The 25,894-nt window shown below is 45.6% G+C and carries 25 protein-coding genes and 1 other RNA gene; 20 read left to right on the top strand and 6 right to left on the bottom strand.

The window, feature by feature from the left end; all coding sequences use genetic code 11:
• Nucleotides 1-32: 32 nt before the first annotated feature.
• From MHI48_RS21575 to rnpB, 3 genes are all read left to right on the top strand, one after another.
• Nucleotides 33-791: a tRNA (adenine(22)-N(1))-methyltransferase gene (locus MHI48_RS21575; protein WP_405141717.1), complete on the top strand. Its 759-nt coding sequence runs from the start codon at nt 33-35 to the stop codon at nt 789-791.
• On the top strand, nt 767-1,882 hold the full coding sequence (locus MHI48_RS21570) for a Nif3-like dinuclear metal center hexameric protein (RefSeq protein ID WP_076328102.1): 1,116 nt from the start codon (nt 767-769) through the stop codon (nt 1,880-1,882). The genes MHI48_RS21575 and MHI48_RS21570 overlap by 25 nt, the downstream gene beginning before the upstream one ends.
• Before the next feature lie 82 nt (nt 1,883-1,964).
• An RNA gene (gene rnpB / locus MHI48_RS21565) (RNase P RNA component class A) lies at nt 1,965-2,374 on the top strand.
• A gap of 256 nt (nt 2,375-2,630) precedes the next feature.
• On the opposite strand, the gene MHI48_RS21560 is transcribed toward rnpB, so the two are convergent.
• On the bottom strand, nt 2,631-3,860 hold the full coding sequence (locus MHI48_RS21560; RefSeq protein ID WP_405141715.1) for a PLP-dependent aminotransferase family protein: 1,230 nt from the start codon (nt 3,858-3,860) through the stop codon (nt 2,631-2,633).
• A gap of 107 nt (nt 3,861-3,967) precedes the next feature.
• Between MHI48_RS21560 and MHI48_RS21555 the strand changes: the two genes are divergently transcribed.
• Both MHI48_RS21555 and MHI48_RS21550 read left to right on the top strand, forming a co-directional pair.
• The gene (locus tag MHI48_RS21555; protein ID WP_405141713.1) at nt 3,968-5,488 is read left to right on the top strand and encodes a PLP-dependent aminotransferase family protein; all 1,521 of its coding nucleotides are present in this window, start codon (nt 3,968-3,970) and stop codon (nt 5,486-5,488) included.
• Between the two features lie 86 nt (nt 5,489-5,574).
• Nucleotides 5,575-5,832, top strand: coding sequence for a hypothetical protein (locus tag MHI48_RS21550; protein WP_076318862.1), 258 nt, complete (start codon nt 5,575-5,577; stop codon nt 5,830-5,832).
• Between the two features lie 101 nt (nt 5,833-5,933).
• Here MHI48_RS21550 and MHI48_RS21545 read toward each other — a convergent pair whose 3' ends face one another.
• Entirely contained in the window at nt 5,934-7,808 is a 1,875-nt protein-coding gene (locus MHI48_RS21545) for a S8 family peptidase (protein ID WP_405141711.1), read from the bottom strand.
• A gap of 283 nt (nt 7,809-8,091) precedes the next feature.
• Between MHI48_RS21545 and MHI48_RS21540 the strand changes: the two genes are divergently transcribed.
• The 6 genes from MHI48_RS21540 to thiI all read left to right on the top strand — a co-directional run bounded on the left by MHI48_RS21540 (nt 8,092) and on the right by thiI (nt 12,943).
• Nucleotides 8,092-8,598, top strand: a complete 507-nt coding sequence (locus MHI48_RS21540; protein ID WP_017687263.1) for a YpuI family protein — start codon at nt 8,092-8,094, stop codon at nt 8,596-8,598.
• Between the two features lie 165 nt (nt 8,599-8,763).
• Complete coding sequence (locus MHI48_RS21535; protein ID WP_074095869.1) at nt 8,764-8,982, top strand: DUF1540 domain-containing protein; 219 nt, start codon at nt 8,764-8,766, stop codon at nt 8,980-8,982.
• Nucleotides 8,983-9,017: 35 nt separating this feature from the next.
• On the top strand, nt 9,018-9,431 hold the full coding sequence (locus tag MHI48_RS21530; protein ID WP_036674813.1) for a hypothetical protein: 414 nt from the start codon (nt 9,018-9,020) through the stop codon (nt 9,429-9,431).
• A 191-nt stretch (nt 9,432-9,622) separates the two neighbouring features.
• On the top strand, nt 9,623-10,375 hold the full coding sequence (locus MHI48_RS21525) for a lytic transglycosylase domain-containing protein (protein WP_036674814.1): 753 nt from the start codon (nt 9,623-9,625) through the stop codon (nt 10,373-10,375).
• A gap of 172 nt (nt 10,376-10,547) precedes the next feature.
• Nucleotides 10,548-11,696 (top strand): cysteine desulfurase family protein, encoded by a 1,149-nt coding sequence (locus MHI48_RS21520; RefSeq protein WP_405141708.1) that lies wholly within the window; start codon nt 10,548-10,550, stop codon nt 11,694-11,696.
• 5 nt (nt 11,697-11,701) lie between these two features.
• Nucleotides 11,702-12,943, top strand: coding sequence for a tRNA uracil 4-sulfurtransferase ThiI (gene thiI / locus MHI48_RS21515; protein ID WP_100527636.1), 1,242 nt, complete (start codon nt 11,702-11,704; stop codon nt 12,941-12,943).
• Nucleotides 12,944-13,064: 121 nt separating this feature from the next.
• Here thiI and MHI48_RS21510 read toward each other — a convergent pair whose 3' ends face one another.
• Nucleotides 13,065-13,775, bottom strand: a complete 711-nt coding sequence (locus MHI48_RS21510; RefSeq protein ID WP_047843768.1) for a TerC family protein — start codon at nt 13,773-13,775, stop codon at nt 13,065-13,067.
• An 87-nt stretch (nt 13,776-13,862) separates the two neighbouring features.
• Between MHI48_RS21510 and MHI48_RS21505 the strand changes: the two genes are divergently transcribed.
• The 6 genes from MHI48_RS21505 (at nt 13,863) to MHI48_RS21480 (ending at nt 19,634) form a co-directional block, all read left to right on the top strand.
• Nucleotides 13,863-14,522 carry a TerC family protein gene (locus MHI48_RS21505; protein ID WP_047843767.1) on the top strand — a complete coding sequence of 220 codons (660 nt, stop codon included), beginning with the start codon at nt 13,863-13,865 and terminating at the stop codon, nt 14,520-14,522.
• 297 nt (nt 14,523-14,819) lie between these two features.
• Nucleotides 14,820-15,314, top strand: a complete 495-nt coding sequence (locus tag MHI48_RS21500) for a hypothetical protein (protein ID WP_143781059.1) — start codon at nt 14,820-14,822, stop codon at nt 15,312-15,314.
• 177 nt (nt 15,315-15,491) lie between these two features.
• Nucleotides 15,492-17,336 carry a translational GTPase TypA gene (typA, locus tag MHI48_RS21495; RefSeq protein ID WP_036674819.1) on the top strand — a complete coding sequence of 615 codons (1,845 nt, stop codon included), beginning with the start codon at nt 15,492-15,494 and terminating at the stop codon, nt 17,334-17,336.
• Nucleotides 17,337-17,634: 298 nt separating this feature from the next.
• Nucleotides 17,635-17,931: a YlaH-like family protein gene (locus MHI48_RS21490; protein ID WP_036614990.1), complete on the top strand. Its 297-nt coding sequence runs from the start codon at nt 17,635-17,637 to the stop codon at nt 17,929-17,931.
• Nucleotides 17,932-18,021: 90 nt separating this feature from the next.
• Nucleotides 18,022-19,083, top strand: coding sequence for an LCP family protein (locus MHI48_RS21485; RefSeq protein ID WP_036614987.1), 1,062 nt, complete (start codon nt 18,022-18,024; stop codon nt 19,081-19,083).
• 98 nt (nt 19,084-19,181) lie between these two features.
• A complete protein-coding gene (locus tag MHI48_RS21480; protein WP_017687276.1) occupies nt 19,182-19,634 on the top strand; it encodes a pyridoxamine 5'-phosphate oxidase family protein in 453 nt (150 codons plus the stop codon).
• A 7-nt stretch (nt 19,635-19,641) separates the two neighbouring features.
• Here the strand turns inward: MHI48_RS21480 and MHI48_RS21475 are convergent, their stop codons facing one another.
• The gene (locus MHI48_RS21475) at nt 19,642-20,337 is read right to left on the bottom strand and encodes a YhcN/YlaJ family sporulation lipoprotein (RefSeq protein ID WP_036614985.1); all 696 of its coding nucleotides are present in this window, start codon (nt 20,335-20,337) and stop codon (nt 19,642-19,644) included.
• Nucleotides 20,338-20,489: 152 nt separating this feature from the next.
• On the opposite strand from MHI48_RS21475, the gene MHI48_RS21470 reads away from it, so the two are divergent.
• The gene (locus MHI48_RS21470; protein ID WP_024628438.1) at nt 20,490-21,824 is read left to right on the top strand and encodes a PhoH family protein; all 1,335 of its coding nucleotides are present in this window, start codon (nt 20,490-20,492) and stop codon (nt 21,822-21,824) included.
• Nucleotides 21,825-22,045: 221 nt separating this feature from the next.
• Nucleotides 22,046-23,317: an extracellular solute-binding protein gene (locus tag MHI48_RS21465; RefSeq protein ID WP_076328096.1), complete on the top strand. Its 1,272-nt coding sequence runs from the start codon at nt 22,046-22,048 to the stop codon at nt 23,315-23,317.
• Nucleotides 23,318-23,417: 100 nt separating this feature from the next.
• Here MHI48_RS21465 and MHI48_RS21460 read toward each other — a convergent pair whose 3' ends face one another.
• Both MHI48_RS21460 and MHI48_RS21455 read right to left on the bottom strand, forming a co-directional pair.
• On the bottom strand, nt 23,418-24,497 hold the full coding sequence (locus MHI48_RS21460) for a hypothetical protein (RefSeq protein WP_076328095.1): 1,080 nt from the start codon (nt 24,495-24,497) through the stop codon (nt 23,418-23,420).
• A gap of 184 nt (nt 24,498-24,681) precedes the next feature.
• Nucleotides 24,682-24,918, bottom strand: coding sequence for a DUF2626 domain-containing protein (locus MHI48_RS21455; RefSeq protein ID WP_017687281.1), 237 nt, complete (start codon nt 24,916-24,918; stop codon nt 24,682-24,684).
• A 315-nt stretch (nt 24,919-25,233) separates the two neighbouring features.
• Between MHI48_RS21455 and MHI48_RS21450 the strand changes: the two genes are divergently transcribed.
• Nucleotides 25,234-25,884 (top strand): RsfA family transcriptional regulator, encoded by a 651-nt coding sequence (locus MHI48_RS21450; protein WP_076211575.1) that lies wholly within the window; start codon nt 25,234-25,236, stop codon nt 25,882-25,884.
• Nucleotides 25,885-25,894: the final 10 nt, after the last annotated feature.

Here is a 25,894-nt window from a genome sequence, read left to right as displayed (position 1 = left end):
TCAATAAATTAAATGAATGGTGTAGGTGCTTCATGAAACTTTCGAATCGATTACAGCGAATACATGATCAAATTCCCGATGGCAGCCGGATGGCTGATATCGGTTCAGACCACGCTTTGCTGCCAGTAGCCGCAATCCGCAGTGGGAAAGCTGCAAGTGCAGTAGCCGGGGAAGTCAATCCTGGCCCTTATGATGCTGCATGCAAACAAGTCAGCGATGCTGGCCTGAAAGAAAAAATCACGGTGCGTCGTGGAGACGGTCTTGATGTGATCATTGCGGGTGAAGTGGATGTCATCACCATTGCAGGCATGGGTGGCGCCCTGATTGCCTCTATTTTGGACCGAGGTATATCCAAACTGGAAGGAGTCCAGTTACTTATTTTGCAACCAAATGTGGGTGAGGATATCCTCAGACGCTGGTTACTGGAGCATCACTGGGTGGTTGTAGCAGAACAGTTGCTCGAAGAAGATGGCAAGATTTATGAGATTATAACGGCGATGCCACAATCCGTAAGCCCGATTGCCAATGTAGAGGTGTATCGTGCACGTCCGCTTCAAGGCGGGGCAGAATTAACGGAAGATTTGCTGCTGCGGATGGGACCTTATTTGGTTGATCGTCCAACGGATGTATTTTTTTCCAAATGGGAAAGTGAGATCATCAAACTGCAAGGGGTTGTAAACTCGATCTCCAAATCCGATCAGGATTCTTCCCGAGACAAAGCGGCTGAGGTAGAGCGTCTTATCGCAAACTTGAAGGAGGTTTTGGCATGTTTGCCAAAGGTCAAACTGTAATTCAACTGATGGAGCAACTCGCTCCCAAACATCTGGCTGTACCGGATGACCGCATTGGTCTCCAGCTCGGCAGTTTGCAAAAAGAAATCCGTCACGTGTTAGTAGCTTTGGACGTGACGGATGAGGTTGTGGACGAAGCGATTCGTATCGGTGCCAACCTGATTATCGCTCATCACGCGATCATTTTCCGTCCGGTTAAGTCACTGAGTACAGATACACCTATGGGTAAATTGTATGAAAAGCTGATTAAGCATGATATTGCTGTCTATATCAGTCATACGAACCTGGATGTGGCCGAGGGTGGGATGAATGACTGGATGGCCGATGCACTTGGCATCGAGAGTAAAGAATCGCTGGAAGATGTACACACAGATCATCTGTACAAGCTGGCTGTCTTTGTGCCTCGTACCCATCATGAACAGGTTCTTCAGGCCATTCTGGAAGCCGGAGCGGGGAGTATCGGTCAATACAACAAGTGCAGCTTTAACACGGAAGGTACAGGAACATTTGTACCTGGTGAAGGGACTCAACCGTTTATCGGTACCCAAGGGCAGATGGAACGTGTGGAAGAAATGCGTATTGAGACCATCGTACCCCAAAGTCTGAGAAGTAAGGTCGTTCAGGCGATGCTTAAGGCTCATCCGTATGAGGAAGTGGCCTATGACCTCTATGCAATGGATTTAAAGGGCCGTACGCTCGGTCTGGGACGCTTGGGACCCCTTAGGGATCCTAAGACATTAGGTGAGCTAGTGGAGGTCGTGAAGACCCAATTCAATGTGCCTCATGTGCGGGTAGTAGGAGATCTGAACAAGCAGATCAAAAAAGCAGCGGTTCTTGGCGGCTCTGGCAGCCGTTACGCGCTGACTGCCCGCTTCAAAGGTGCGGATGTTATTGTGACCGGAGATATTGATTATCACACGGCTCATGATGCGTTAATGGCAGGTATGTGTATCATCGACCCGGGACATAATTCCGAGAAGATTATGAAACCAAAAACAGCGGATTGGCTTCGTTCCCGTTTGGAAGAAAAACGATATGATACGCAAGTTACAGCTTCAGAGGTAAATACGGAAGTATTCCAGTTTATCTAAAAAGATCGTTGATGTGCAGCTCCCAGTAATATTAAGCTTGTCTGGGAACCTAAATGCCTGTATACTATGTAATGTTGTTCGGAAAGCTTGACAGACAATCGCTGGTGGCCTTTGTTGCCACGAGAGGAAAGTCCGGGCTCCACAGGGCAGGATGCTGGATAACGTCCAGTCAGCGCGAGTTGAAGGATAGTGCCACAGAAATGGACCGCCGATGGCCGGATTTTCCGGCACAGGCAAGGATGGAACCGAGGTGTAAGAGACCCCGAGGAACGCTGGTGACTTCGTTCCTGGTAAACCCCATCTGGAGCAAGACCTAATGGGACACAGCCGCCTCTTCGGAGGAGGCAACCTTAGCCCGAGGTGTGTCTAGGTTGGTCGCTTGAGCTGTGCAGCAATGTATGGCCTAGATAGATGATTGTCGCTTCTGGTGGGAGGGTAGTTCCCGTATGAACCACGAAGAGCACAGAACCCGGCTTACGGTAAGCTTTCCTAACTGCAACAACAACACTATTGCAACACAATGTAGTCCACCTATCAGTCGAGGACAACTCGTATGAATTATCCGATGGCCTGACTGATCAGAAGGACCCATGAACATCTAAAAAAACTTAACTCCTGTTGATAACAGGTTCTATAAAATAAGGCGGCAGTTCCGAGATTCTCGGGCCTGCCGCCTTATTTTTGTTTCTCATATCAAGTTATTAATCTTCATACGCTAATGGAATAGTCAAACGTTTATGACAGTTCATTACAGTGTAACAACACTGTCCGATGTTAAGGAAGCATGCCAACGTTGGATGGCGCGATCCATTCTTTCCACGGCTTCCGGAAGGAGCTCAGGGTCCGTATGAGTAAAGTTGATCCGCATGCGGTTTAACTCCGGTGTACCTGCATAGAAAGAATCACCTGGAACAATGCACACTTTCTCCTGGATACCGTAAGTGAACAGATTGCTTGCAAGCATGTCTTCAGGCAATTGCAGCCACAAGAACATGCCACCTTGTGGTGAATTCCACGAGATGCCTTCCCAAGCTTTGGCTGCCATAAGAGTAGTCAGTGTTTTCATGCGTTGTTCGTAATCCTCTGAAATATGGCGGATATGCGCATCCAGATCGAAAGATTCAAGTAGTGCATGAAGCGCTCTTTGGTCAATGCTGCTGGAGTGCAAGTCAGCACCTTGTTTGGCTCGTGCTGCCATTTTGACAATATCGGGGGCAGCCAGTATCCAGCCCGTACGAAGGCCAGGTGCTACCGTTTTGGAGAATGTACTGGTGTATATAACGTTGGAAGGGCCGTCATAGGATACTGCATCCAGTTCTGCGAGAGCAGGGACATCCAATTGCTCCGGATTAAACCGAATTTCACCATAGGGATCATCTTCCAGAATGAGTACACCATACTTGCGGCACAGATCCACAGCCTGCTGTCTTCTTTCTCGCGACCATACTTTTCCCGTAGGATTGGAGAACGTGGGATTAATATAGACAAGTTTTGGACGATGCAACTGGAGCTGTTCCTCCAGAGATTCAGGCAACATGCCGTGATCATCACAGGCTACGCCGTGAGATTCAGCCTGATAGGAATGAATGACTTGCAGAGCAGCGAGGTAGGTTGGTGATTCAACCAATACGCGGTCACCTGGGTCGAGAAGGATGCGGCAAACCAAGTCAATGGATTGCTGTGAACCCGTAGTGAGAAGCATGTGATCGGGTGAAGCGGGAATGCCCTTGGATTCAAGACGTTCGGCGATTTTGGCGCGAAGAGGACGGTAACCCTCAGTCTCCGCATATTGAAGAGCGGCTGCTCCGCTCATAAATACTTTTTCATATGCAACGCGTATGGCTTCCAGCGGGAATGAAGTCTGGGCTGGTAATCCACCGGCTAGAGAGATCATTCCAGGTGCCTGAGCGGCCTGGAGCATGTCGCGAACGACAGAGGACGGGGTGTTTTGTGCCATTTTGGACCAAGGGATACTCATGTTATTCTCATCTCCTGTTATTCACTGTTATACTGATATTATAAACTATAATAGACGGACTGCACTATAACAGTAAAATGAAGATCATAACAGTTGGGGGAGCACATATGCATATTGAATTAAAGCGGGGAAGCAGTACCAAATTGTACGTGCAGATTGCGCTAACGATTGCCGATCGCATCAGATCAGGACTCATTGAACCCGGAACCCGACTTCCTTCTGTTCGCAAAATGACCGCGGATTTGGGTGTCAGCCTGGTCACTGTATCCAAAGCGTATGCTGAACTTGAAGCGATTCAATTGATCACCTGCTCCCAGGGGAAAGGTTGTTATGTGAGAGGTACATTGAACGTGGATCAGATGGAGGATGTGGACCGAACGCAGCGAAACAATGCCAACAGTGAATCCAGTACGTCATGGAATTGGCAGATGGCACTGGTGGATTATTTACCGCGAGCCCAGCTCTGGAGACATTTTGATACGTCACCTCAAGTGCGGTATGAACTTCATATGTCAGCGATTCAGCCTGAACTGTTGCCTACACGAGAGATTATCGACAGCGCCTACCGACTCTCCTCTGATCATACAGAGCGTATGGCAGCTTACGGATCTTTTCAGGGGGATCGGGAGCTTAGACAGATCTTGGCCGAACACTTTGCCGAGCGTGGACTACAGGCTGCACCTGAACGCATGTTAATTACAAGTGGTGCTCAGCAGGGGATCGATCTTGTGGCACGGACTTTTGTCGGACCTGGTGATGTTGTATACATGGAGGCACCAAGCTATACCGGAGCCATTGATGTATTTACGAGTAGAGGCGCGAAGATCATTACGGTCCCGATGGATGACGAAGGCATGCGTATTGATCTGTTGACCCGATTATGTGATACCTACCCACCCAAGCTGATCTATACGATCCCGACCTATCACAATCCAACAGGTATCACGATGAGTGCAAGAAGACGAGCACAACTTCTTAATCTCGCGCAAAGCTACCACTGCCTCATTCTGGAGGATGATCCGTTTGCAGATCTTTATTTTCGGGACCCTCCCCCGGCTTCCATTAAATCGATGGATGGGACAGGTCATGTCGTATATATTAAAAGCTTCAGCAAGGTGTTGTCTCCCGGTTGCCGTATAGCCTGCGCCATCGCAGACGGAAGTGTATTGACCCGGCTTGTGGCCGCGAAATCTACGGCGGATCTGGGGAGTCCGCTGCTTACACAAAAGGCACTGCAATCTTTCATTCAGAATCAGTACGGTGCCTATGTATCCCGATTGAGGGATGAATTGTATTCTCGCTTGTGCGCAGCATCTGAAGTGCTGGAAGAGCATGCTACTATGGGCGTGCAATGGCGCTTGCCAGAGGGAGGACTCAATCTGTGGCTCCAACTTCCAAGTAACTTGGATATGCGTGAGTTGCATCATCAGTCACTTGCTGCAGGGGTCTCTTTCCTCCCCGGTTCAGCCTGTTATGTAGGGGAGATGGATACACCAAGTCTGCGTATCTGCTTCACGGTAACAAACGTTGAGCTTTTGTGTGAAGGACTTCGTGTACTGTGCCAAGTCATTGACAGAGTAACACCTGGGCAGGGTGGGACAGTGGCGGACAGGCTACCGCTCATATAATTTTTCGGACTATGGACATACATCCAATCCACTTTCGCTCTGTTGCAATAGGTTATAGTATCACCAGAAAGGGAGTTGGTTTTGAAATGAACCATTACTGTCCACCGCTTTGCCCGATTGTCTGTGACCCGATCCAGGTTGTTGAGGATTATTACATCCCACAAATCGTGCCTGTAATCCACCCGATTGAAGTGATCAAAAAACATCACTGTGTTCCGATTCATCACCACATGTATCCTGTTGTTGTTAAAGAAGAAGACCCTTGCTATGTATCCAGCCATAATCCGAAGAAAAAATCCGTGAAAAAATCAAGCAAAACCCGCACATCTTCTCGCAAACGCTAATCGCAGCGGGTGCCCCGGGGAATTGGATATAAACCAAAAGAGCAGCGTACGCCCCGGGGCGCAGCTGCTTTTGTATTTTTTACAGATTATCCTCATTACGCTTACTGCGTATACTTTTTCATCGTATTATCCATTTGTTGTCTGACATGTTGCGGCCAGAACTGCAAAGGAGCGCTGTTGCCTGATGCGGCTTGCAGTGCCTTATAGACATCGATTTGGCCATAGCCGAAATACTTGTCGTGACCCGGATCACCGAGGTCAATAACACTTTGGCGCATCAAATCCATCACTTCCGTGTTGGTCAAGTCCGGGTTCAACGAACGAATCAAACCTGCAAGTGCGGCTACATGAGGGCTAGCCATGGACGTTCCAGACAAGGCCGCATACTGATTGTTTGGATAGGTACTGGCGATACTGGACCCCGGAGCCATCACATCCACATAGTCCCCGTAGTTGGAATAGGAAGCTTTGCTCATATCCGGGTCCGTAGCAGATACGGCAAATACTTCCGGATAAGCAGCAGGGTATCCTGGACGCTCGGTATTATCGTTCCCCGTGGCTGCAATCAGGACGATATCCCGGTCAAAAGCGTATTTAATGGCATCATGAAGAAATTGCGCATCAGCATAATTGCCGAGACTCATGTTGATAACTTTGGCTCCATGATCGGCTGCCCAGATGATGCCTTCGGCAACGGCATACGTGGTACCAGAACCTGAGTTGTCGAGTACTTTAACCGGTAGTACCTTGTTATACCAGCTCATGCCTGCCACGCCTTCATTATTGTTGACAATAGCGCCGATAATGCCTGCGACGTGTGTTCCATGTCCCACATCATCCATCGGTTGGCTTCCCGGCTCGACCACATTATAACCCTCAAGGAGCTTGCCCTTCAGGTCAGGGTGATTCATATCAACCCCCGTATCAACTACTGCTACGATGACATCTTTGTTTCCCTTGGTAATATTCCAACCTCTGTTTGTCTCAATCGCAGGCAGGTTCCACTGATAATCGGAGAACAAAATGTCATTGGGTATCGTTACATCTGTTTGTTCAGTTACAGTATCATTGGTTAAATACATATAGTGGGGCTCCATATAGAGTGGATTCCATTTGCTTTCGAAATAACTATGCAATTGTTTGTAACTCATATGTTCTGACCGAAAAACATACGTGTATCCCAGCTTGCGCGCAGATTGCGCTCTCAGATCGGATTTAATGATACGCATATCCCGTTCACCGGGATCTTGGCGAAAACGGATGACGATTTCATTTTCATAAAAATGACTGGCATTTGCATTATCATGTCCAGTTTTTACTGTGATTTCGTTAAGCGTATCCGGGTGAACAGACTCAATTTTGAATTTACCCTCACGCGGATAAGGGATCATGCGCAGATTTTTGCTCTGATGTTGTTCAACAGCATTTAATACGTTCTGACTGAACAAGGCAATTACAGCTCTTTTGCCATCTTTGGAGGGTTGCCCCATAACAAAATATTTTTCTTTTCCCAAAGGAAAAGAAGAGGATTCAAAACTTTGACGTTTGTTTACCGCTTTTTTGGCAAGGTTGAGCGAATGTTGAAGCTTCTGTTGTTCCAACTTGCTTCCTTGTGTGGAGGTGTGATCAAAGGGCTTGTTAAAAGAGCCATTGGTATTCATGAGATGAATGGATCTGATATGTTCATGTGAACTTTGGAGATCATTCACATATCGGCTAACCTGCGCAGCATTCATTGTGGCGGTTTTCTCCAGCATGATACTGAGATGTTGCTTGGCATCCATACGGTTCAGAAGATCGGTTGCTTTGACATCCTGCACTTTCAGACGATGCTTACTCGTGTGCTCCTCATGAGCAGAGTCAGACAGGGCACCTGGCTTAGGTTCGGGACGATTGGATGTTGGAAGCAGGAGTGTCAGAGCGAGTGCTCCTGCACCAGCTGCAAGGGCCCAGTTAATCCATTTCGGTCTGGACATGGTGGATGGAACCTCCTTCGTTCATTTTGGACAATCATTAACAGTGCTTCGTCGTTGTCACTGGTTATATCTATCGTTAGAAAAAGCGGATATTTTTATGCAGGCGGGTTCGAGTCTAACTGCGTATAATAGGCATGTTTAACGGCAGAAGCGGAAAGCATGATTAAGGGATACCGCTCGTCATCTTTTTATGGTAGGATTATAGCTGAGAATTCAAAGGTCAGGGGAAAACCACCGTTGGCCGACCTATATGTAAGGACTTATTTAAGGGGGAGCTACCTTTATGTCAGCAGCCAATGTACAGAAAACATGTGAGTCAACTAGGGAAAAGTTAAAACCGGCTATCGATCGGATTGAAAATTTTTTGAATGAGAATGCTTTGCCTGAACTGGATCAGAATCAGACGGAAGAATCAACAGCCTTCTACAAAGGATTTCTTTCAGATCTCCGTCATTTGCTCGTTTTTTCTGAAGTTTCTTACGAAAAACTTGGCGTTGTGCTGCGTCGTGCCAACTTTGATGTCGATTTTGCCGAAAAGGCTCTTTATAATACGTATCACCAATGCGTAAACAGCTTTTTCTATCCCAAAAATGAATGTTATTCCGAAGACGGAAGATACGCTTACACAGGACAAGATGCCATTCGTTTCCGTGACAAGCCAATCCGTGCAGTACGGGATGTCATTCTTGAGGTTTCCAAAACGTACGAAGAATTGCGCGATGATCTGGCATATTATGAAAGTGATTACCTGACTCAGCGCCGTATGCAAAATCAACGGAATCACGCCTAATTAACGTTTAAACCTGAATATGAAATTGGACGAAACCGCCCTTGTGGCGGTTTTTTTGTGTTTTTAGTGAGAATCAGACGAGGTGTGATCATGTCATCATCTGGCATTTTGACGGGGAATATCAGGTTTGTGGCGGGGAGACAATAGTAGTCGAGGTGATAAAAAATGAGCCAAGACAAACCAATTGTCAAATGCAGCGTCTCCAACTGCAACTTTTGGGGAGAGAACAACTTCTGCCACGCTGATGCCATCATGATTGACATCGACCAACATGCCACCCGTCGTCTGCATGAGGAATTTGCCGGTGAGACATTTGACTCCGATCACCATGATCATGCACGCACATCCTCTGCAACATGCTGTCACACGTTCAAACCCAAGTGAGCAGTCATCCCTATTCATAACGGAGGTGCTTCCCAATGAAAAATGACGATAATAAGTTTAATTTGCAGGATCGCCCTAAAATCAATGTTGACGGTGAAAAACAGCGTATGCGCGTCGATTATCCCAGAAAAGCACATCGGGAAGAATACGGGGCAGAGGTCGCTCCTCCGACTGTCGTAAGAACTGGAGGTACCGAACGGGCAGAGCCTGTACCTGAGAAGCATGAGGCAGACCGGGTCATGGAATCAACAGGCAAGGTCGCGGGTTACATGGGACTTGCCTTCGGGATCGCGTCTTTGTTCATGTGGTCAATCGTACTTGGACCGGCCGCAGCCGTACTGGGTTACTATGCCTATGTGAATGGTCGTAAGACAGCGGGAGCCTGGTCCATTGGACTGGGTGTTGTAGCTACGCTGAGTTATTTCTTCATGATTCCATTCGCTCGCTAACGTGTAAAATGATTCATTCAAAAGCCTTCTGTTCTCACCCAAATGTGGTGAACTACAGAAGGTTTTTTTCGTATATGCGCAGGTTAAGTGGAGAGATTCATATATTTTTTTGAAAACAATGGAACCTTGCTGTAAAACGATGTAGAATAAGGTCATAATACGCTTAAATTATACGGGAGTGGGTATAACTCATGCAGATTGATCCAAGCGGATCGCGACAGTTGTTGGAACTGCAATTGTCCAATGTGAATAACCAAACCAGTGGATCACAATCGGATGCTGGTTCAACAGTGGATTTCGCCAATGTGATGGACGGGCTGTTAGGTACGGGTGCCAATTCGACGAGCAATACAGATTCCACCGCGACGGTCTCCAAAAGATCCAGTGATGGTTTGTTGTGGCTGCAACTCGGAAGCACGTACAATCCGGATATAAATACGGCAGGATCGTCCTCTGTCTCCAATAACATCGTTGAGTCTTTATTATCTTCATCCAATACAGGAATCGTGGATTCCGGTGCATCTGTACCTACGGATTATGAATCTTTGATTGCCGAGGCAAGTGCGAAGTACGGTGTTCCTGAATCATTGATCAAGGCCGTCATTGACACAGAGTCCAATTTTAACCCAAATGTGGTGTCCTCTGCCGGCGCCAAAGGGCTCATGCAATTAATGGATGGCACCGCTGCAGGGCTGGGTGTGAGTAATTCATTTGATCCTGCCCAGAACATTGATGCGGGTACGAAGTATCTTTCCCTTCAGCTCCAGCGTTTTGGTGGAGAAGTGAAGATGGCACTTGCTGCATATAATGCAGGACCAGGTCGTGTTTCACGTCTTGGTGTGTCGAGTGATAGCGAACTGATGAGTGTACTTAACCGTCTGCCTTCCGAAACACAGAATTATATCTCCAAGGTGGAGAAGGCACAGTCGAAATATGTGATCTAAACTCACATATAGACAGTTGTGAAAACACATGATAGGCAGGATGAGATCAAATGTGGGAGCAGAAGCGCTTGAAACGCCTGTTCCCGGTTGGTCTTTTTGTGTTGTATGGGTATCGTGTTACAATGCTCACTGTAGGTTCAAGAACGAAGAGATAAGGGAGGTCTAACCTCATTTGAAATATTTTGATTATGCTGCAACCACACCTCCCCATCCTGATGTGATTCGTACGATGGCCGAAATTATGGAGACACAATTCGGTAATCCGTCCTCCATCCATGGGTATGGAGAGCGTGCCGATCAGTTGCTGCGTCGTGCTCGATCTGGATGCGCTGCTGCAATCGGCGTTAAGCCAGAAGAGATTGTATTTACTTCCGGTGCCACCGAGAGTAACAATCTTGCGATAAAAGGTGCGGCATTACGTTATCAGTCACGAGGCAGACACATCATCACAACAGCTACCGAGCATGCCTCGGTGTATGAAAGTGTTATGCAATTGCAGCAGTGGGGATGGAATGTGACATTAGTTCCTGTGAATTCCGATGGAGTAGTGAACGCTCAGCAGGTCGTAGACGCGATCAGGCCCGACACGGTGCTTGTAAGTCTGATGCATGTAAACAATGAAACAGGATCCATCCATCCGATTGCAGAGATTGGCAAACAGCTCAAAAAGAAAGCACCACGGGTGCTTTTCCATGTAGATGGTGTTCAGGGTTTTGGGAAAATGGAGGCGATACCTGCCGCTTGGGGTGCAGATCTGTACAGTCTGTCTGCTCACAAGATTCGTGGACCGAAGGGAGCAGGTCTCCTGTATGTTCGAAGTGGAGTGGAGCTTACGCCACTATTGTCAGGAGGATCACAGGAGCAAGGCCTAAGAGCAGGCACAGAAAACGTGGCCTTGCTGGTAGGCATGGCAAAGGCTATGCGAATGGCAGCAGAAGATCAGGTTGATTTTGCCCGGCGTACAACGGTGCTCCGTGATCGATTGATGGAAACGATACGTGCCATTCCTGAATTTGAATTAATAAGTCGCCCAGAGGGTGCACCTCATATTGTACACTTCTCCTATCCCGGGATGAAGGCAGAAGTGGCGCTGCACACCTTGGAGCAACTTGGCGTAACCATATCGACCCAATCTGCCTGTTCTTCGCGTTCGGCTGAACCGAGTCGGGCTATACTTGCGATGGGCAGAGATGCAGCTTGTGCTATTGGCGGATTGCGTATTAGTCTTGGAGATGAACATACAGAAGAAGATGTAGCCTTGCTTGAACAGGCTTTACATCAGATGGTGGCGCAGTTGCGGCCCCTCGAAAGGCGGATGTAATGGATATGAAATATGATATGCTGCTTCTCCGTTTCGGAGAGTTTATGTTAAAAGGGAAAAATCGTGCCCGATTTGAGAAAACGATCATTACACAGGTGAAAGCTTTGCTTAAACCTTATCCAGGAGCGAGCCTTCGCAAAGAATATGGCCGTGTCTATGTGGATCTTGGCGGTGAATCACATATTGAACTAATTAAGGTGCTGAAGCGGGTCTTCGGTGTGATGTCGATTAGTCCGGTTAAAGTTACTCCATCCGAGCTTGATGAGATTGTGAAAACAGCAGTTGCGTTTATGGACGAAAGGGAAGACGAATTCAAAGAAGGCACCACATTTAAGGTAAATGTAAGGCGGGTTTGGAAAGAGTTCCCGAACTCCTCCCATGAAATGAACCATTTGGTCGGTTCCCCGATCCTTCGGAAGTTTCAGCAATTAAGTGTTGATGTTCGTCAACCTGATATTGAACTGCGAGTGGAAATTCGGGATCAGGGTACCTATATTTTCAACGAAACCATTCCGGCAGTAGGTGGGTTTCCGCTGGGCACGAATGGAAAAGCGATGGTACTGCTATCAGGTGGAATAGACAGCCCGGTGGCAGCCTGGTCTTCCATGCGCCGTGGACTGGAAGTGGAATGTGTACATTTTTACAGTTACCCGTTCACAAGCGAGCGCGCCAAAGAGAAAGTCATTGATTTGGCACGTGCCCTTGCTGATCATGCGGGAACAATCAAGCTGCATCTGGTTCCATTTACGGAGATCCAAACGGCATTTACCCAGCTGGGTCAGGATAATCTGATTATTACGCTGATGCGACGTTCAATGCTGCGAATTGCATCCAAACTTGCCGAGCGTGAGCGGGCACTCGCACTGATCACCGGGGATAGCCTAGGCCAAGTAGCGAGTCAGACTCTTCCGAGTATGAATGTCATTGGTCGTGCGACGGATCTGCCACTTTTGCGACCACTGGTTATGATGGATAAACAGGAGATCATTACTCTGTCCAAACAGATCGGAACGTATGACATATCTATTTTGCCATATGAGGATTGCTGTACTCTCTTTGTGCCAAAGTCACCTTCAACCAATCCAAATCTTCGAATTGTGGATAAAATAGAATCAACAATGAGCCATCTGTCAGAATGGGTGGATCAGGCGGTGGAACAAACTGAAACGATCACACTGCACGCCGGTGAAACTTCTGTGGTAACGAATCCAACAGGAGACAATGGCATGAAGGATGACTGGTTCTAAACTCAATAAAAATTAGCATGGCTGACATAATAAGGGCTATGTTAACTGCAAAAAAGGACTGTCCGATGAAATATCGTTCAGTCCTTTGCTGTATTCAGATGAAATTGTTAGTTTAATTAGCCTACGAATAGGAGCGCTGCTGTTCCCCACCAGATCCCTTGTGGCTGGAACTGCTGGAGCGTTTGCGATAACCTGCAAAGACTACACCTGCAATAACCACAACGATAAAGAGAATGCGCAATGCCGGATGTTCCGTAAAGTAAGGCAAGAGTCGCTGTTCCTCAGTGATCATATTGGAAGCCGTATACCCGAGAACAATGGCTCCGACATAGATAATCCAAGGAAAGTGATTAATTAGCTTGATAAACAGGGTACTGCCCCAGACGATAATAGGTACACTAATCAGGAGTCCAAGGATGACAAGCACGAGATGCTGCTGCGCTGCTCCAGCAACTGCAATCACGTTATCTAATCCCATGGCTGCATCCGCGATCACGATGGTACGAATAGCGGTCCACAATGAAGTTCCCGCCTGGACATCATTGTGTTCATCTCCCTGATCCGCCAATAATTTATAGGCAATCCAGATCAGAAGTATGCCTCCCACAAGCAAGAGCCACGGAACTTTAAGCAACCATAAAACAACAACTGTTGCTAAAATTCGAATCAAAAGTGCGCCGCCAGTTCCATATAGAATCGCCTTTTTCTGCACGGAAGGGTGCAAGTTTCGAGCTGCGAGACCAATGACGATGGCATTATCCCCAGCCAGAATTAGATCAATAAAGACAACGTTCAGCAAAGCCAGCCAGAATGTGGGACTAAATAGCTCCATGATATATGTCACTCCTTATATACGGTTCAATCATTAAGAATAGCATGGACAACTCCGACATACAAGTTAATGTGGGGGGATGAGGACATGGATACACTATGGCTGTTAACTGAAATTTTAATGATCAATCTGGTATTAAGTGGAGATAATGCGGTTGTTATTGCGCTTGCCAGCAAGGATCTGCCACCAATACAACGCAAAAAAGCGGTATGGTGGGGAGCTTTTGGCGCGGTGCTGCTGCGTTGTGTGTTAACCTTTGTAGCGGTATTATTGCTGGGGATTCCCTTTATCCAAGCGGCAGGTGGGCTGTTGCTACTCTGGATTGCAGTAAAGCTGCTGCTTCAAAATGAGGATGAAGTACATATTCGAGAAGCTTCTACGACCTGGAAAGCCATTCAAACCATTCTGATTGCCGATTTTGTAATGAGCTTGGATAATGTTTTGGCCATAGCGGCTTTGGCAGATGGAGATTTGGCTCTGATCGTCATTGGTATTGCAATCAGTATCCCCATCGTCGTATGGGGGAGCGGCTTAATTGTTGGTTTGTTGAAGCGATTTCCGATTCTTGTATTCGTTGGATCAGGCATCCTGGCCTTCACAGCAGGTGAGATGGTGATGAAAGACCCCAAGTTAGGAGAATGGCTGGGAGGTATGGCATCAGAGGTGCATACGCTGCTACCCGTAGCCATGGCTTGTCTTGTGGTTGCGATTGGAGGCGCACATAAATTTGTGCGGAAGAACGCATAGTTTAATTTTGGATAAAAGCTTGAACATATGACCGTCTGAACCGTCCGGTTTAGGCGGTTTTGTGGTGAGATAATACGCTTGTCAATACAACAATCATTGGGCTGGTCATAAGTTGCACATTTTAGGGTAATACAGGTAAAGGACGCACGCAAAGTGCGACATAAAGTATAGTTTTTTGCCGAAACATCGGATACACTAGAAGCATGATTAAAGGTTTGATTATCAACAGTCAGCATGGAATGCGTATCGTTTATGAAGAAATAAAGTACATAGCCATAGTATAAGAGGTGATTTTAGATGAGGATGAGAAATGAAAAAGCGATTGGACTATTTATTGTAGCAGCGGGAATTATTATTCTGCTTGGCAAGTTTGGCGTGTTTGGATTTATTGGTCGTAATTTCTGGCCTTTGCTGATCCTGCTGCCAGGCATCGCCCTTCATGCGTTATATTATGCGCGTATTTCACCATCGTGGTCACTCGTTCCTGCCGGCATACTAACGGTGTATGGTGTTTTATTTAGTATAACGAATACCTGGGGCGCTGGACTTATGAGCAGGCTGTGGCCAGCATTCTTGCTTGGGATCGCCATAGGGTTACTCGAATATGGAATGGCTGAACGGCGAAGACCGGAATATGTGTTACCTGCAGCTTTGATCCTTGGTGCGGTGTCCATCATATTATTCGGATTTACCTTGCTGCAAACGGGAATAATCTATGTACTTGCTGTCCTTTTGATCTTGGGTGGAGTCTGGTTATTACTTGGACGAGGACGTCAAGGGAGAGGCTGGTAATATTCCCAGTGGTCTTTTCGTGCGAAATATCTTGATTTTTACCTATAATAAACTATAATATAAGGGATATAGACATGCGTCGGGATATCACCGACGCTTATTTTGTGAGTAACCTGCGAAATTGCGGGAAGTTTAAGTAGATATGATTTGAAATTGGAAAGGATATGGATACAAAACATGCATTCAAGAGAACACATTCGCAATATTGCGATTATTGCCCACGTCGACCACGGAAAAACAACACTCGTTGACAAGTTGCTCCAGCAATCCGGTACTTACCGAGATCACGAAACGGTACAGGAGCGCGTAATGGACTCCAACGATTTGGAGCGTGAACGCGGTATTACGATTTTGGCCAAAAACACGGCTATAACTTATAAAGATTACTTGATTAATATTGTGGATACACCAGGACACGCCGACTTCGGTGGTGAAGTTGAACGTATCATGAAAATGGTTGACGGTGTATTGCTCGTTGTTGATGCTTATGAAGGCTGTATGCCACAAACGAAGTTTGTACTTCGTAAAGCACTTGAGCATAACCTGACACCAATCGTTGTTGTAAACAAAATTGACCGTCCAGCGGCTCGTCCGACTGAGGTTATTGATGAAGTATTGGACCTGTTCATTGAACTGGGTGCCAACGATCAACAACTCGAATTCCCTGTTGTATATGCTTCCGCATTGAACGGAACATCCAGCATGGATAATGATCCTGCCAAACAAGATGACAACATGATGGCGATCTACAATACCATCGTTAGTCATATCCCACACCCTACCGAAAATGTTGAAGAACCACTTCAATTCCTCGTTACTTTGATGGACTACAATGAATACCTTGGCCGTATTGCCATTGGTCGTGTTAACCGCGGTGTGATCCGTCAAGGACAATCGGTAACGGTTATTATGCGTGATGGTAAGAGCAAAACTGCACGTATCGAGAAACTGTTTGGTTTCCAAGGTCTCAAACGTATTGAGACGGAAGAAGCAGGAGCAGGCGACATCGTTGCCATTGCAGGGATCAAGGACATCAACATTGGTGAAACCATTGCCGACCCTAACAACCCGGAAGCTTTGCCAGTTCTGAAAATTGATGAGCCAACACTGCAAATGACGTTCCTCGTGAACAACAGTCCATTCGCAGGTCGTGAAGGTAAATGGGTAACTTCCCGTAAACTTCGTGAGCGTTTGTTCAAAGAGTTGGAAACAGACGTTTCCCTTCGTGTTGACGAAACGGATAGCCCTGATGCATTTATCGTTTCCGGACGTGGTGAGCTTCACTTGGGTATCCTGATTGAAAATATGCGTCGTGAAGGATATGAGCTTCAAGTATCCAAACCAGAAGTTATCGTAAGAGAAGTTGACGGTAAGAAAATGGAACCTGTTGAGCGCTTGTTGATTGATATCCCTGAAGAGAGCATGGGTTCCGTAATGGAGAGCCTGGGCGCACGTAAAGCAGAGATGGTTAACATGGTTAACACAGGTAGTGGTCAAGTTCGTCTGGAGTTCCTAATTCCAGCACGTGGTTTGATCGGATATAGCACCAACTTCCTGACATTGACTCGTGGTTATGGTGTAATGAACCATGCATTTGACAGCTACGCTCCAGTAGTATCCGGTCAAGTGGGTGGACGTCACCAAGGCGTGTTGATCTCAACTGAAACGGGTACATCTACGTTCTATGGCATGATGGGCGTTGAGGATCGAGGTACACTCTTCTTGGAGCCGGGTACTGAAATCTACGAAGGTATGATTGTTGGTGAACATACACGTGACAATGATATCGTTGTTAACATCTGCAAAGAAAAACAACTGACTAACGTTCGTTCTTCTGGTAAAGATGATACGGTTAAAATTAAAACTCCGATTATCTTCTCGTTGGAACAGGCGCTTGAATATCTGAATGAAGATGAATATTGTGAGATTACACCAAAATCTATTCGTCTTCGTAAAAAGATCCTGAACAAATCCGAGCGTGAGCGTGCAGAAAAACAACGCAAAATGGCTTCTAAAGCCTAATAACAACAAAATAAACTATATAAGTTAGCATTTGATGGGCCCGGCAAGTAACGAGAGGGTTGTACAGCTAAAGTAGTGTAGGGATCAGAATCGATTCTGAAGAAGCGAAGCGCTCGCCTTTATCCCCGGATTTTACCATTGAAAAATGGATCAAAAAAATCTGGGGATAACAGCGATCAGAAGAACGAGCTGAGACCGAAACGGTCACGATGCAAGTACTGGCTCTCTAAGTTGCTAAAGGGAATTCCATCAATCAGTTAACTTATCCTAGCATGAACACGAAAGGAGCTGGCTGTGCATGCAAGCATGGTTCGCATCACACCCGATCGTAGCCTACATCGTCATCTTTGTATTGATTACTTACGTATATAATAAGGTGTTTCGGGTACGTCAGAAATTGCCACTTGGTAAGGAAATCGTTCTCTATATTTTGATGGCGATGGGCACATTCATGCTTCTTATTTTTCAAATCGACAAGCTTCCCATCATTCAATGTTTGCTGGTGGCGGTTGGTTTGATGTTATTAGTGAGAGTGCGTTATTTTATTGAAGGTCGTCAAAAGAAAAAAGCGGAAGCTGCCGCTCGAAACTCATAAATCCTGTCTTGTACAGACCATCCGTTTTCCTTAGGGAAAGCGGTTGTCTTTTATTTAGACAAAAACAGATGTGATAAAGGTGTTGAAGATATGAACTCAAATTCGAACGGACTGCCTCCACGGAGACAGGCACCAACGCAATCCGGTGCTTCTGGATCGAAGAATGGCAAGGGCAAGCAGCCTAAGAAGAAAAAGAGAATGAATGCTTTTGGCAGAATCCTTTTAAGTCTATTGGTTATTGCCATTGTGGTAGGCGGTGGATATGCGTACTGGGTATACAATCAAGTCGTGGATACAGGCATCGATAAACCGGTACCTCCCGGGATGTCAGCCACAACCAAACCGATCACGATGCTGTTATTAGGCACAGATAACCGTCCTGAAACTGGCACATATCTCTCGGATGTTGTTATGGTGGCTTCGTTGAATCCGGAGACCAAGACGGCAACCATTGTATCTTTGCCTCGAGACACGCGTATTCAATTGGATGGGTACAAATCCAACAAACTGAATTCCTATTATCCAAGATTCAAAGCACAGGAAAAAACCACTGGCAAAAATGCAGAGGATCAGATGAAAGAAATGATGGGCAAGTATTTGGATGTAGATATTAATTATACAACCGTCCTGAATTTCCAGGCATTCCGTGATGCTGTCAATGCCGTAGGTGGGGTGGATGTGACTGTGGATAAAAATATGTGTTATAGAGATACAGCCGATGGTACAGATATCAATCTGGTCGCAGGCGCACAACATCTCGATGGTAAAGCAGCACTAGATTTTGTTCGTTACCGCAAATCCAATTGTAATCCAAAGACTGATGAATCCAATGACTTTGATCGTAACAAACGTCAAAACCAAGTGCTGAACTCTATGCTGGATCAGATGAAATCTCTTGGGGGCATTACAAAGATCAGCAAAGTGATTGGTGCAGTTGACAAGAATATGACGACAGATGTGGAATCGGAACAAATGAAAAACTTTATCTCAACGTATTGGAACATTTCCACTTCGGATGTGCATTATACTCCGGTTACCGGAGAGTGGAGAAGTCCATATGTGTATATTAATGAGACGGAACTCGCCAATGCCAAGCAGGCATTACAAGATACACTTTCAGGTAAAGTAACAGCTTCACCTTCAGGCGAATAACCTTCATTCTTTTGGGATTGGAAGCACGTTAATCGGTATGCTATAATAACATAAACCAAGTACAAGAATTGCATAAAGAAGGTTAGGGGGCTGGTTGAATGTCCGAAGCCGTCACACAATTAACTGAATCTCTTTTACAGCAATTCAAGAATGAGACCTTTGTGCTTCTGAGCACTGTGGATGTAGAATCTGGAGGTCCGACTTCAACAGCCATCTCCTGGATTTATGCGGAGAATGCTTCTACTTTTCGTGTAGCAATTGATCATCGTTCACGTTTAGTGAATAACATGATTACTAATCCGCTTATTACGGTAACTGTCTTTGGAGAAGAGACGGTGTACGCAGTGAACGGACGTGCTGCAGTACGACAAGATCCGCTGCTGGACGTTCCATTTAATATGTGCTGTTTCGACATTACAATTGAAGCGGTGAGGAATGCTCTGTTTTACGGCGCTCAATTGTCCTCTGTGCCTCAATATGTCAAAATATATGATCAGCGTGCTGCTGAGAAATTAGATGAGCAGGTTTTTGCTGCCATGAAAAAAGCCTAGTGAGAGATCACTGGGCTTTTTGTTGTCTTTTGTCTGATGAATGCAGCTGCTGCATTTGTTGTTTTTGATTCACGTGTTCATCGGGATTTTGACGAACTTTGACGTCTTTCGGGAGTTGAGGGATAATTCGTCCCACCATGTCAGCGAGTTCTGAAGCAAAACCGGAGATTGGGTGCCCTTGACGAATATGTTCACCAATCTCTTTAATTCGTTCTGTGACATCTGCATCAGCAGTAACGATGGAATCTATACCTTCGGGGTCTTTGCGAAGTGCTTCGGCAACAGCGTACTTAATGGTACCCACCCGAGCACGTTCCAGTTCACCATCAACATCGATGCCAACTACGGCTGTATTACCGAGTATGACGCAGTTCGCATCTTCAACACCTTCTACTTGCTTGGCAAGGGCTTTAAGGTGATTGATTCGTTTTTCATTGGGCATCCGGCCACTCTGTGCATCATCAGCAATGTTGGTATCATGGACTTCACCTGTATTCTCATTGAGACGGTCCAAACGTGAAGGATTCATCCGATCTTCCTGTGCATTGAGCATGTGAGATCCTTTCCCTTGATCTTGCTGAGTTGTTACATTTCCTCCGTAACCTTTCGCATGTGTACCTTGATTCGGCGAAGCGCTGCGTGTGGAACTGTTGCAACCTGTAAGTATAAAGATCAGAAGCAGCGTGCAAACCCATATTTTCATAAATGTTCATCCTTTCTTGGAGTTTTTCAGAATGGTTGACAATTATTTTGCCCTAGTCGAATACATTTATGTATGGGATCATGATTGTCCATGCCGCTGCTGAAAGATCACACTATTCATGCCTTTAACGACGCCGCTTTGGAGGGGATTGAATGAAAAAGATTTTTGTATTGGATACCAACGTGCTTCTGCATGACCCCAATGCCATATTTGCCTTTGAGGAACATGAGGTAATCATTCCCGCGGTTGTACTGGAGGAGATCGACTCCAAAAAAAGAAATGCCGATGAAATTGGGCGTAATGCCCGTAATGTATCCAGACTGTTAGATGGCTTACGAGAGCTGGGTCACTTGCACAGTGGGGTACCTTTGGCTAATGGAGGTAACCTGAAAGTAGAGCTGAATCATCGGAGTTTCGTGAAAGTTCAGGAAATGTTTGGTGAAGTGTCCAACGATAATCGCATTTTGGCTGTCGCACTGAATTATCAGATTGAGGAGAATGAAAAGGAAGTAGTTGAACGTCAGGTCGTGCTTGTCAGTAAAGATGTACTTGTGCGTATCAAAGCGGATGTACTTGGTCTGTTCACACAGGATTACTTATCAGATCGGACGGCAGGACTCAGTGAGTTATATCCAGGTTATACGGCCCTAAAAGTTCATCCGTCAGTGATTGATGAGTTTTACACATATCGTTTTTTACCAATCAAACCATTGCAGTTGTCATATTCGTTGTATCCGAATGAATTTGTCATTCTCAAGGATGAGATGGGAACCAATAAATCGGCTTTGCTTAAAGTGAACACAGAGGGAACAAAGCTGGAGCCGCTTTTCCTCAGTAATGATAATGTCTGGGGTATTAGTGCACGTAACGCACAACAACGCATGGCACTGGAACTGCTTTTAAATGATGACATCCCGCTTGTTACTATCACCGGTAAAGCCGGAACAGGAAAAACCTTGCTGGCACTTGCAGCAGGTCTGCTTAAGGTAGAGGATGATCATAAGTACAAAAAACTGTTGATCGCTCGCCCTGTCGTTCCAATGGGGAAAGATATCGGTTATTTGCCTGGTGAGAAGGAAGAAAAACTTCGTCCATGGATGCAGCCAATATATGATAATCTGGAGTTTTTGTTTGACACCAAAAAAGCCGGAGATATCGATAAAATCCTAATGGGGCTTGGCAGTATTCAGGTGGAGGCCTTAACGTATATTCGTGGAAGATCGATACCTGGACAGTTTATCATTATTGATGAAGCCCAGAATCTGTCACGCCACGAAGTGAAGACCATTGTATCAAGGGTCGGTGAAGGCAGTAAGATTATTTTGATGGGAGACCCGGAACAGATAGACCACCCGTATCTTGATTCTGCCAGTAATGGTCTGACGTATATCGTGGAACGGTTCAAACAAGAGGGAATCAGCGGACACATCATGCTCGAAAAAGGAGAACGGTCCAAGCTGGCACAACTTGCAGCTGATTTATTGTAAAATTCAGGGGAATTATTTCCTGGAAAATGTTGTTATTGAAGCCGGCTCCTGGAGCCGGCTTTTTGCTGAAAAAATAAGTAAGCGTTATTACACAGAACTCGATATGCTCGTATTATGCAAAAATCCGAAAAAGTGTTTTTCGGCAGGGTAGGACAAGAGTACTACTTATTTGTTACAATAATTGCTGCAGGAAAAAACTAGGTGAACAGGGAGGGAAGTTAATGAAGCGTAGACATCAGGTTGTTTTATTCGCGGTATTGCTGCTTTCGTTAACGATCTTGTCACCGAGTTTTGACTTTAGAGGTTCGCAGCTCAATCAGGAACGCGATCAGGAGAAGGATGCTTTTCCTGGGTCTTCGTCCCGTAATGAAGATGCTCAAGCTCCGCTGGAGATTGTAGTGGCCATGTCGGATGAAGAGTTCCAAGCCTTTCAAAAAATAGCCAAAGAAGTTGCTGCTTCCCAGCTGGTAGAGATTAATCTTCGGAATGAGAAGCCGGATACATATAAGCATGTTTTGGATCTTGAATTTTCACTAGGAGAGAACGGTGATGTTATTCTGCTTGATAGTGAGGAAGTGCAATACTATGCCCAAAAAGGGTACCTGTATCCGTTAAACGGAACCACATTATCGAAGTCGCTAGGAGATACGGTAGTTGGGTTACGGGGAATGACAGAGTGGAATGGTTATCAGTGGGGAATGCCTTTTGATTTTGATCCGTACATTCTGGCTGCCCAATCTTCATTTCTGAAGAGAGCTGGTCTGGAGTCATTACCTCGCAATAAAGATCAGTGGGTCAAACTTACTCAACAAGCCATTGCGGAAGGCACCCCTTTAATTACAATGAACATCAATGATATGTACGGGACAAATGCGTGGCTGAATCATTTGGAACCGAAAATGGCACCAGACCAAGTTAAACGAACACAAATAGATTCGCAAACGGGGAATCTTCAGCAGGGGATTCAGTTGATGAATCAGATTCAGCCCCTTATTAAGCTGGAGTCTACCAATTCAGAGTTCTCTCCAACTGCTGACCAGAACGGCACACCGATGGTTATATCGTTGTTATCTCAATTATTAAGTGCGGATCAAGCGAGTGCAGTTGATAAAGATTCTTTGGAGCGGATTTTTTTCGAAACCTTGGAAACCTTAAACTCCAGAAGCCTTGTTATTACTGCGGGTTCGGTTGAGGCTGAGGAGGCCAGTAGATGGATTGAAGGAATGACGTCCGCTACGACACAGCTGAAATGGTACCAACAGGTTAACCGGTTGCCCGCAAAGCAACAGGAGCTGGATTTGGAGTCTGAGAAACTCGTTGGACGTTATGAAATGACAAAGGGACAATCCTGGTTCCCGACCACCCAAGATGTCCCTGATGCAACGACCGAAAGTCATGCTCTAATAACTCGTTTTCATAAAAAAGTACAACAATTCTTAAAGGGTGAAATTACAGCGAATCAATACGTAGACAGTATTAGAACGACGAATTAACTTTAAGTTTGTGTTCAAAAAGTCTGAATTTCAACTTGGATGCTGATGATGCCACAAGGCATCCTTCGTAATCAAAAAGCGGACTTTTTGGACAACCACTTTAAAATGATATAGCTAGTTTTACTTCCAGTATGCCTTCACTTGTTGAAACATCGGTTGCTTTCACAAACGAGAGGATTTTCTGTGGATAGAACCCAAGGTCAAATTCTTTTTCAAGCATTCGGCGAGTGGTGTCTGGTAATTCAAGCTGGTTGAATACAAGTTTGTCCACATGAAAACGAATGGAGTTTTGCGGTTCATTTTCTACCGTATAATGTCCTTCTATGCTTAATTGCAACTGATCCCGCTGACCGGAAGCTATAATCTTATCCTGATTAAACTGAAAGGCAAAGTCTTCAAAGATTGAATTTTGGGAACGAAGAAATGCATTAAGCTCATCCTGCCCAATTCTAATCGTATACGTTGTTCCAGTCGTGGATATACCTCCGTTTTGTTTTTGGATAAAATCGGGCAGGTTCTGCATGGCAGATGCCAATGCTTTGAAATATCGTTTCACCTCATAGATGCCGATATTCTCCCAATAAAGGGTTAATTCATCCATCAGTTTCTGAATCGCTGCGGCATCTCCGCTGGTGGCTATTTGGGCATCCACTTCTTTTTGCAAGGCGACTACACGTTCCCGCTGGTTTTGAAGATTAGTCTTCATTTCGGTTAATTCTGTTGTAGTCTGACGAATCTGAGTGGAAGTCTGTTGCAGATTGTGATAACGGTCCTGATACTTGTCCAGCACAGCCTGATCCCGTCCGATAATAATCTGGTAATAATCATACAGTACAAACAGGTCTTTGAATGATCTGGCTCCCAGGACCGTCATGAGGAGGCTGTCGCGTTCTCCTGTGTAGTAGGACCTCACTACAGCTCCGGCCCGATCTTGCTGAATATGTATCTGCTCTTCCTGTTCCTGCAGCTGGACGGATAATGTCTCGTGTTGTTGACCCAGCTGCTTCTGCCTTTCGGTGATGCGTTCGATTTCATGATCGATTTCAACGATGGATAGACTTTTTTGTAATATCTCACGTGTATCCTCAGGTGAAAACTCTCCATAGGCATAGGCTAAAGGTAGCTGGAGGAATAAAATGATGCATAATATAAAGGCGGAAATGCCGTGTTGACGTTTCACCGATCCATTCTCCTTTCCACTTCTTAAATGACAAACGTACAGGCTTGTTGTCTTCCAGACAATATATGAAACAAATACGTGAAATATCCTTAGTGGTTACATAACACCATGAACATTCATTTAATCTGAACACAACAAAAAAGCAACCCGACAGATATCGGATCACTTTGATGCTGCAGGTGGATTAGAGCGGCAAACCCATTTCGAATACGGTCCAGTAGCTGAAACCCGTGAATGTTACGATCATATAACCCCAGAAGAGCAATATGTACGTTCGCTCGGTAAATTTCAAGTATCCCAAAATGACAAAAAACGCAGTCTGCAGGAAAAAAAGCAAAGCCATTTCGACCAGATCTCCCGCAAAAGCCATCAGGCCAATTGCAAGCGTGAAGAACCCGAGTACCCGAAACATGCGTGCCACGGTAAATCCTCCTCTCCTAAGTACGTTCATAGATTGTCTACACAACATTATACCGGGAAAGGAAAAACGTGTAAACAAATTTGGATATGAAAGCGAATTCTTTTTTTTGCTCAAAGTAAGTATAGAGGGATATGTTTTACGTATGTCACGTATAAGCAAGCCTGAATGTGGAAATACATTTTAGTATGAAATCAATTCTATGAACTCTATGAGAGGCATAAGAATGAATGAAGCAGCTTTTATACCTAATTCACATACCGGGCTTCCGGTAATGCGGACGGTTATTTTAGGATGTTGTTAGGAGGGTATTATAGCATGACTGCAGTGAGACAGGATGCTTGGAGTACAGAGGACGATTTGATATTGGCTGAGGTTACTTTGCGTCATATTCGGGAAGGCAGTACACAATTGGCCGCTTTTGAAGAGGTGGGCGAAAAAATAGGCAGAACATCTGCCGCATGCGGTTTTCGCTGGAACAGTTGTGTACGTAAAAAGTATGATTCTGCCATCAGTAACGCCAAGGCACAACGACAAAAACGAAGTTATCTCAGAAAGCAACCAGCTATGCTCGGACCGCAGGTTGCAGCACTGTCTACACTGGACACTGAAGAACATCTGTACAAATCAGATGGGATCTCAGACGATTCATTATCGATGGATGCAGTAATCCGCTTCCTGCGACAATGGAAGGGAACGGTGCAGGAGAGTAATCGTCAACTCAAGATGCTGGAGAAGGAGCTTCGGGAGAAAGAAGATGAATTGCTTGAACTACGTCTTGAGAATGACCGTCTCTCCAAGGAAGTGAATGAAGTACAGACGGATTACCGTGTGGTGAATGACGACTACAAAGCTTTGATTCAGATTATGGATCGGGCTCGCAGACTCGCATTTTTGTCCGAAGAAGAAGAGGAACTTAAGACACGTTTCAAGATGGATGCCAACGGGAATCTGGAACGAATTGAATAACAAATTCAGA

Origin of the sequence: Paenibacillus sp. FSL H7-0942, assembly GCF_045040715.1 — a bacterium.
Taxonomy (GTDB): domain Bacteria; phylum Bacillota; class Bacilli; order Paenibacillales; family Paenibacillaceae; genus Paenibacillus; species Paenibacillus amylolyticus.
Note: the sequence above shows the minus strand (reverse complement) of the source record. Positions and strands in the feature narration are given on the sequence as shown.

Coding starts and splice junctions, on each gene's coding strand:
- MHI48_RS21485 (WP_036614987.1), top strand. CDS start 18,022: ATGAACTCAAATTCGAACGGACTGCCTCCACGGAGACAGGCACCAACG.
- MHI48_RS21490 (WP_036614990.1), top strand. CDS start 17,635: ATGCAAGCATGGTTCGCATCACACCCGATCGTAGCCTACATCGTCATC.
- MHI48_RS21545 (WP_405141711.1), bottom strand. CDS start 7,808: ATGTCCAGACCGAAATGGATTAACTGGGCCCTTGCAGCTGGTGCAGGA.
- MHI48_RS21505 (WP_047843767.1), top strand. CDS start 13,863: ATGGATACACTATGGCTGTTAACTGAAATTTTAATGATCAATCTGGTA.
- MHI48_RS21540 (WP_017687263.1), top strand. CDS start 8,092: ATGTCAGCAGCCAATGTACAGAAAACATGTGAGTCAACTAGGGAAAAG.
- MHI48_RS21470 (WP_024628438.1), top strand. CDS start 20,490: ATGAAAAAGATTTTTGTATTGGATACCAACGTGCTTCTGCATGACCCC.
- MHI48_RS21560 (WP_405141715.1), bottom strand. CDS start 3,860: ATGAGTATCCCTTGGTCCAAAATGGCACAAAACACCCCGTCCTCTGTC.
- MHI48_RS21550 (WP_076318862.1), top strand. CDS start 5,575: ATGAACCATTACTGTCCACCGCTTTGCCCGATTGTCTGTGACCCGATC.
- MHI48_RS21500 (WP_143781059.1), top strand. CDS start 14,820: ATGAGGATGAGAAATGAAAAAGCGATTGGACTATTTATTGTAGCAGCG.
- MHI48_RS21555 (WP_405141713.1), top strand. CDS start 3,968: ATGCATATTGAATTAAAGCGGGGAAGCAGTACCAAATTGTACGTGCAG.
- MHI48_RS21530 (WP_036674813.1), top strand. CDS start 9,018: ATGAAAAATGACGATAATAAGTTTAATTTGCAGGATCGCCCTAAAATC.
- MHI48_RS21510 (WP_047843768.1), bottom strand. CDS start 13,775: ATGGAGCTATTTAGTCCCACATTCTGGCTGGCTTTGCTGAACGTTGTC.
- MHI48_RS21570 (WP_076328102.1), top strand. CDS start 767: ATGTTTGCCAAAGGTCAAACTGTAATTCAACTGATGGAGCAACTCGCT.
- MHI48_RS21535 (WP_074095869.1), top strand. CDS start 8,764: ATGAGCCAAGACAAACCAATTGTCAAATGCAGCGTCTCCAACTGCAAC.
- MHI48_RS21450 (WP_076211575.1), top strand. CDS start 25,234: ATGACTGCAGTGAGACAGGATGCTTGGAGTACAGAGGACGATTTGATA.
- MHI48_RS21525 (WP_036674814.1), top strand. CDS start 9,623: ATGCAGATTGATCCAAGCGGATCGCGACAGTTGTTGGAACTGCAATTG.
- MHI48_RS21465 (WP_076328096.1), top strand. CDS start 22,046: ATGAAGCGTAGACATCAGGTTGTTTTATTCGCGGTATTGCTGCTTTCG.
- MHI48_RS21575 (WP_405141717.1), top strand. CDS start 33: ATGAAACTTTCGAATCGATTACAGCGAATACATGATCAAATTCCCGAT.
- MHI48_RS21475 (WP_036614985.1), bottom strand. CDS start 20,337: ATGAAAATATGGGTTTGCACGCTGCTTCTGATCTTTATACTTACAGGT.
- thiI (WP_100527636.1), top strand. CDS start 11,702: ATGAAATATGATATGCTGCTTCTCCGTTTCGGAGAGTTTATGTTAAAA.
- MHI48_RS21480 (WP_017687276.1), top strand. CDS start 19,182: ATGTCCGAAGCCGTCACACAATTAACTGAATCTCTTTTACAGCAATTC.
- typA (WP_036674819.1), top strand. CDS start 15,492: ATGCATTCAAGAGAACACATTCGCAATATTGCGATTATTGCCCACGTC.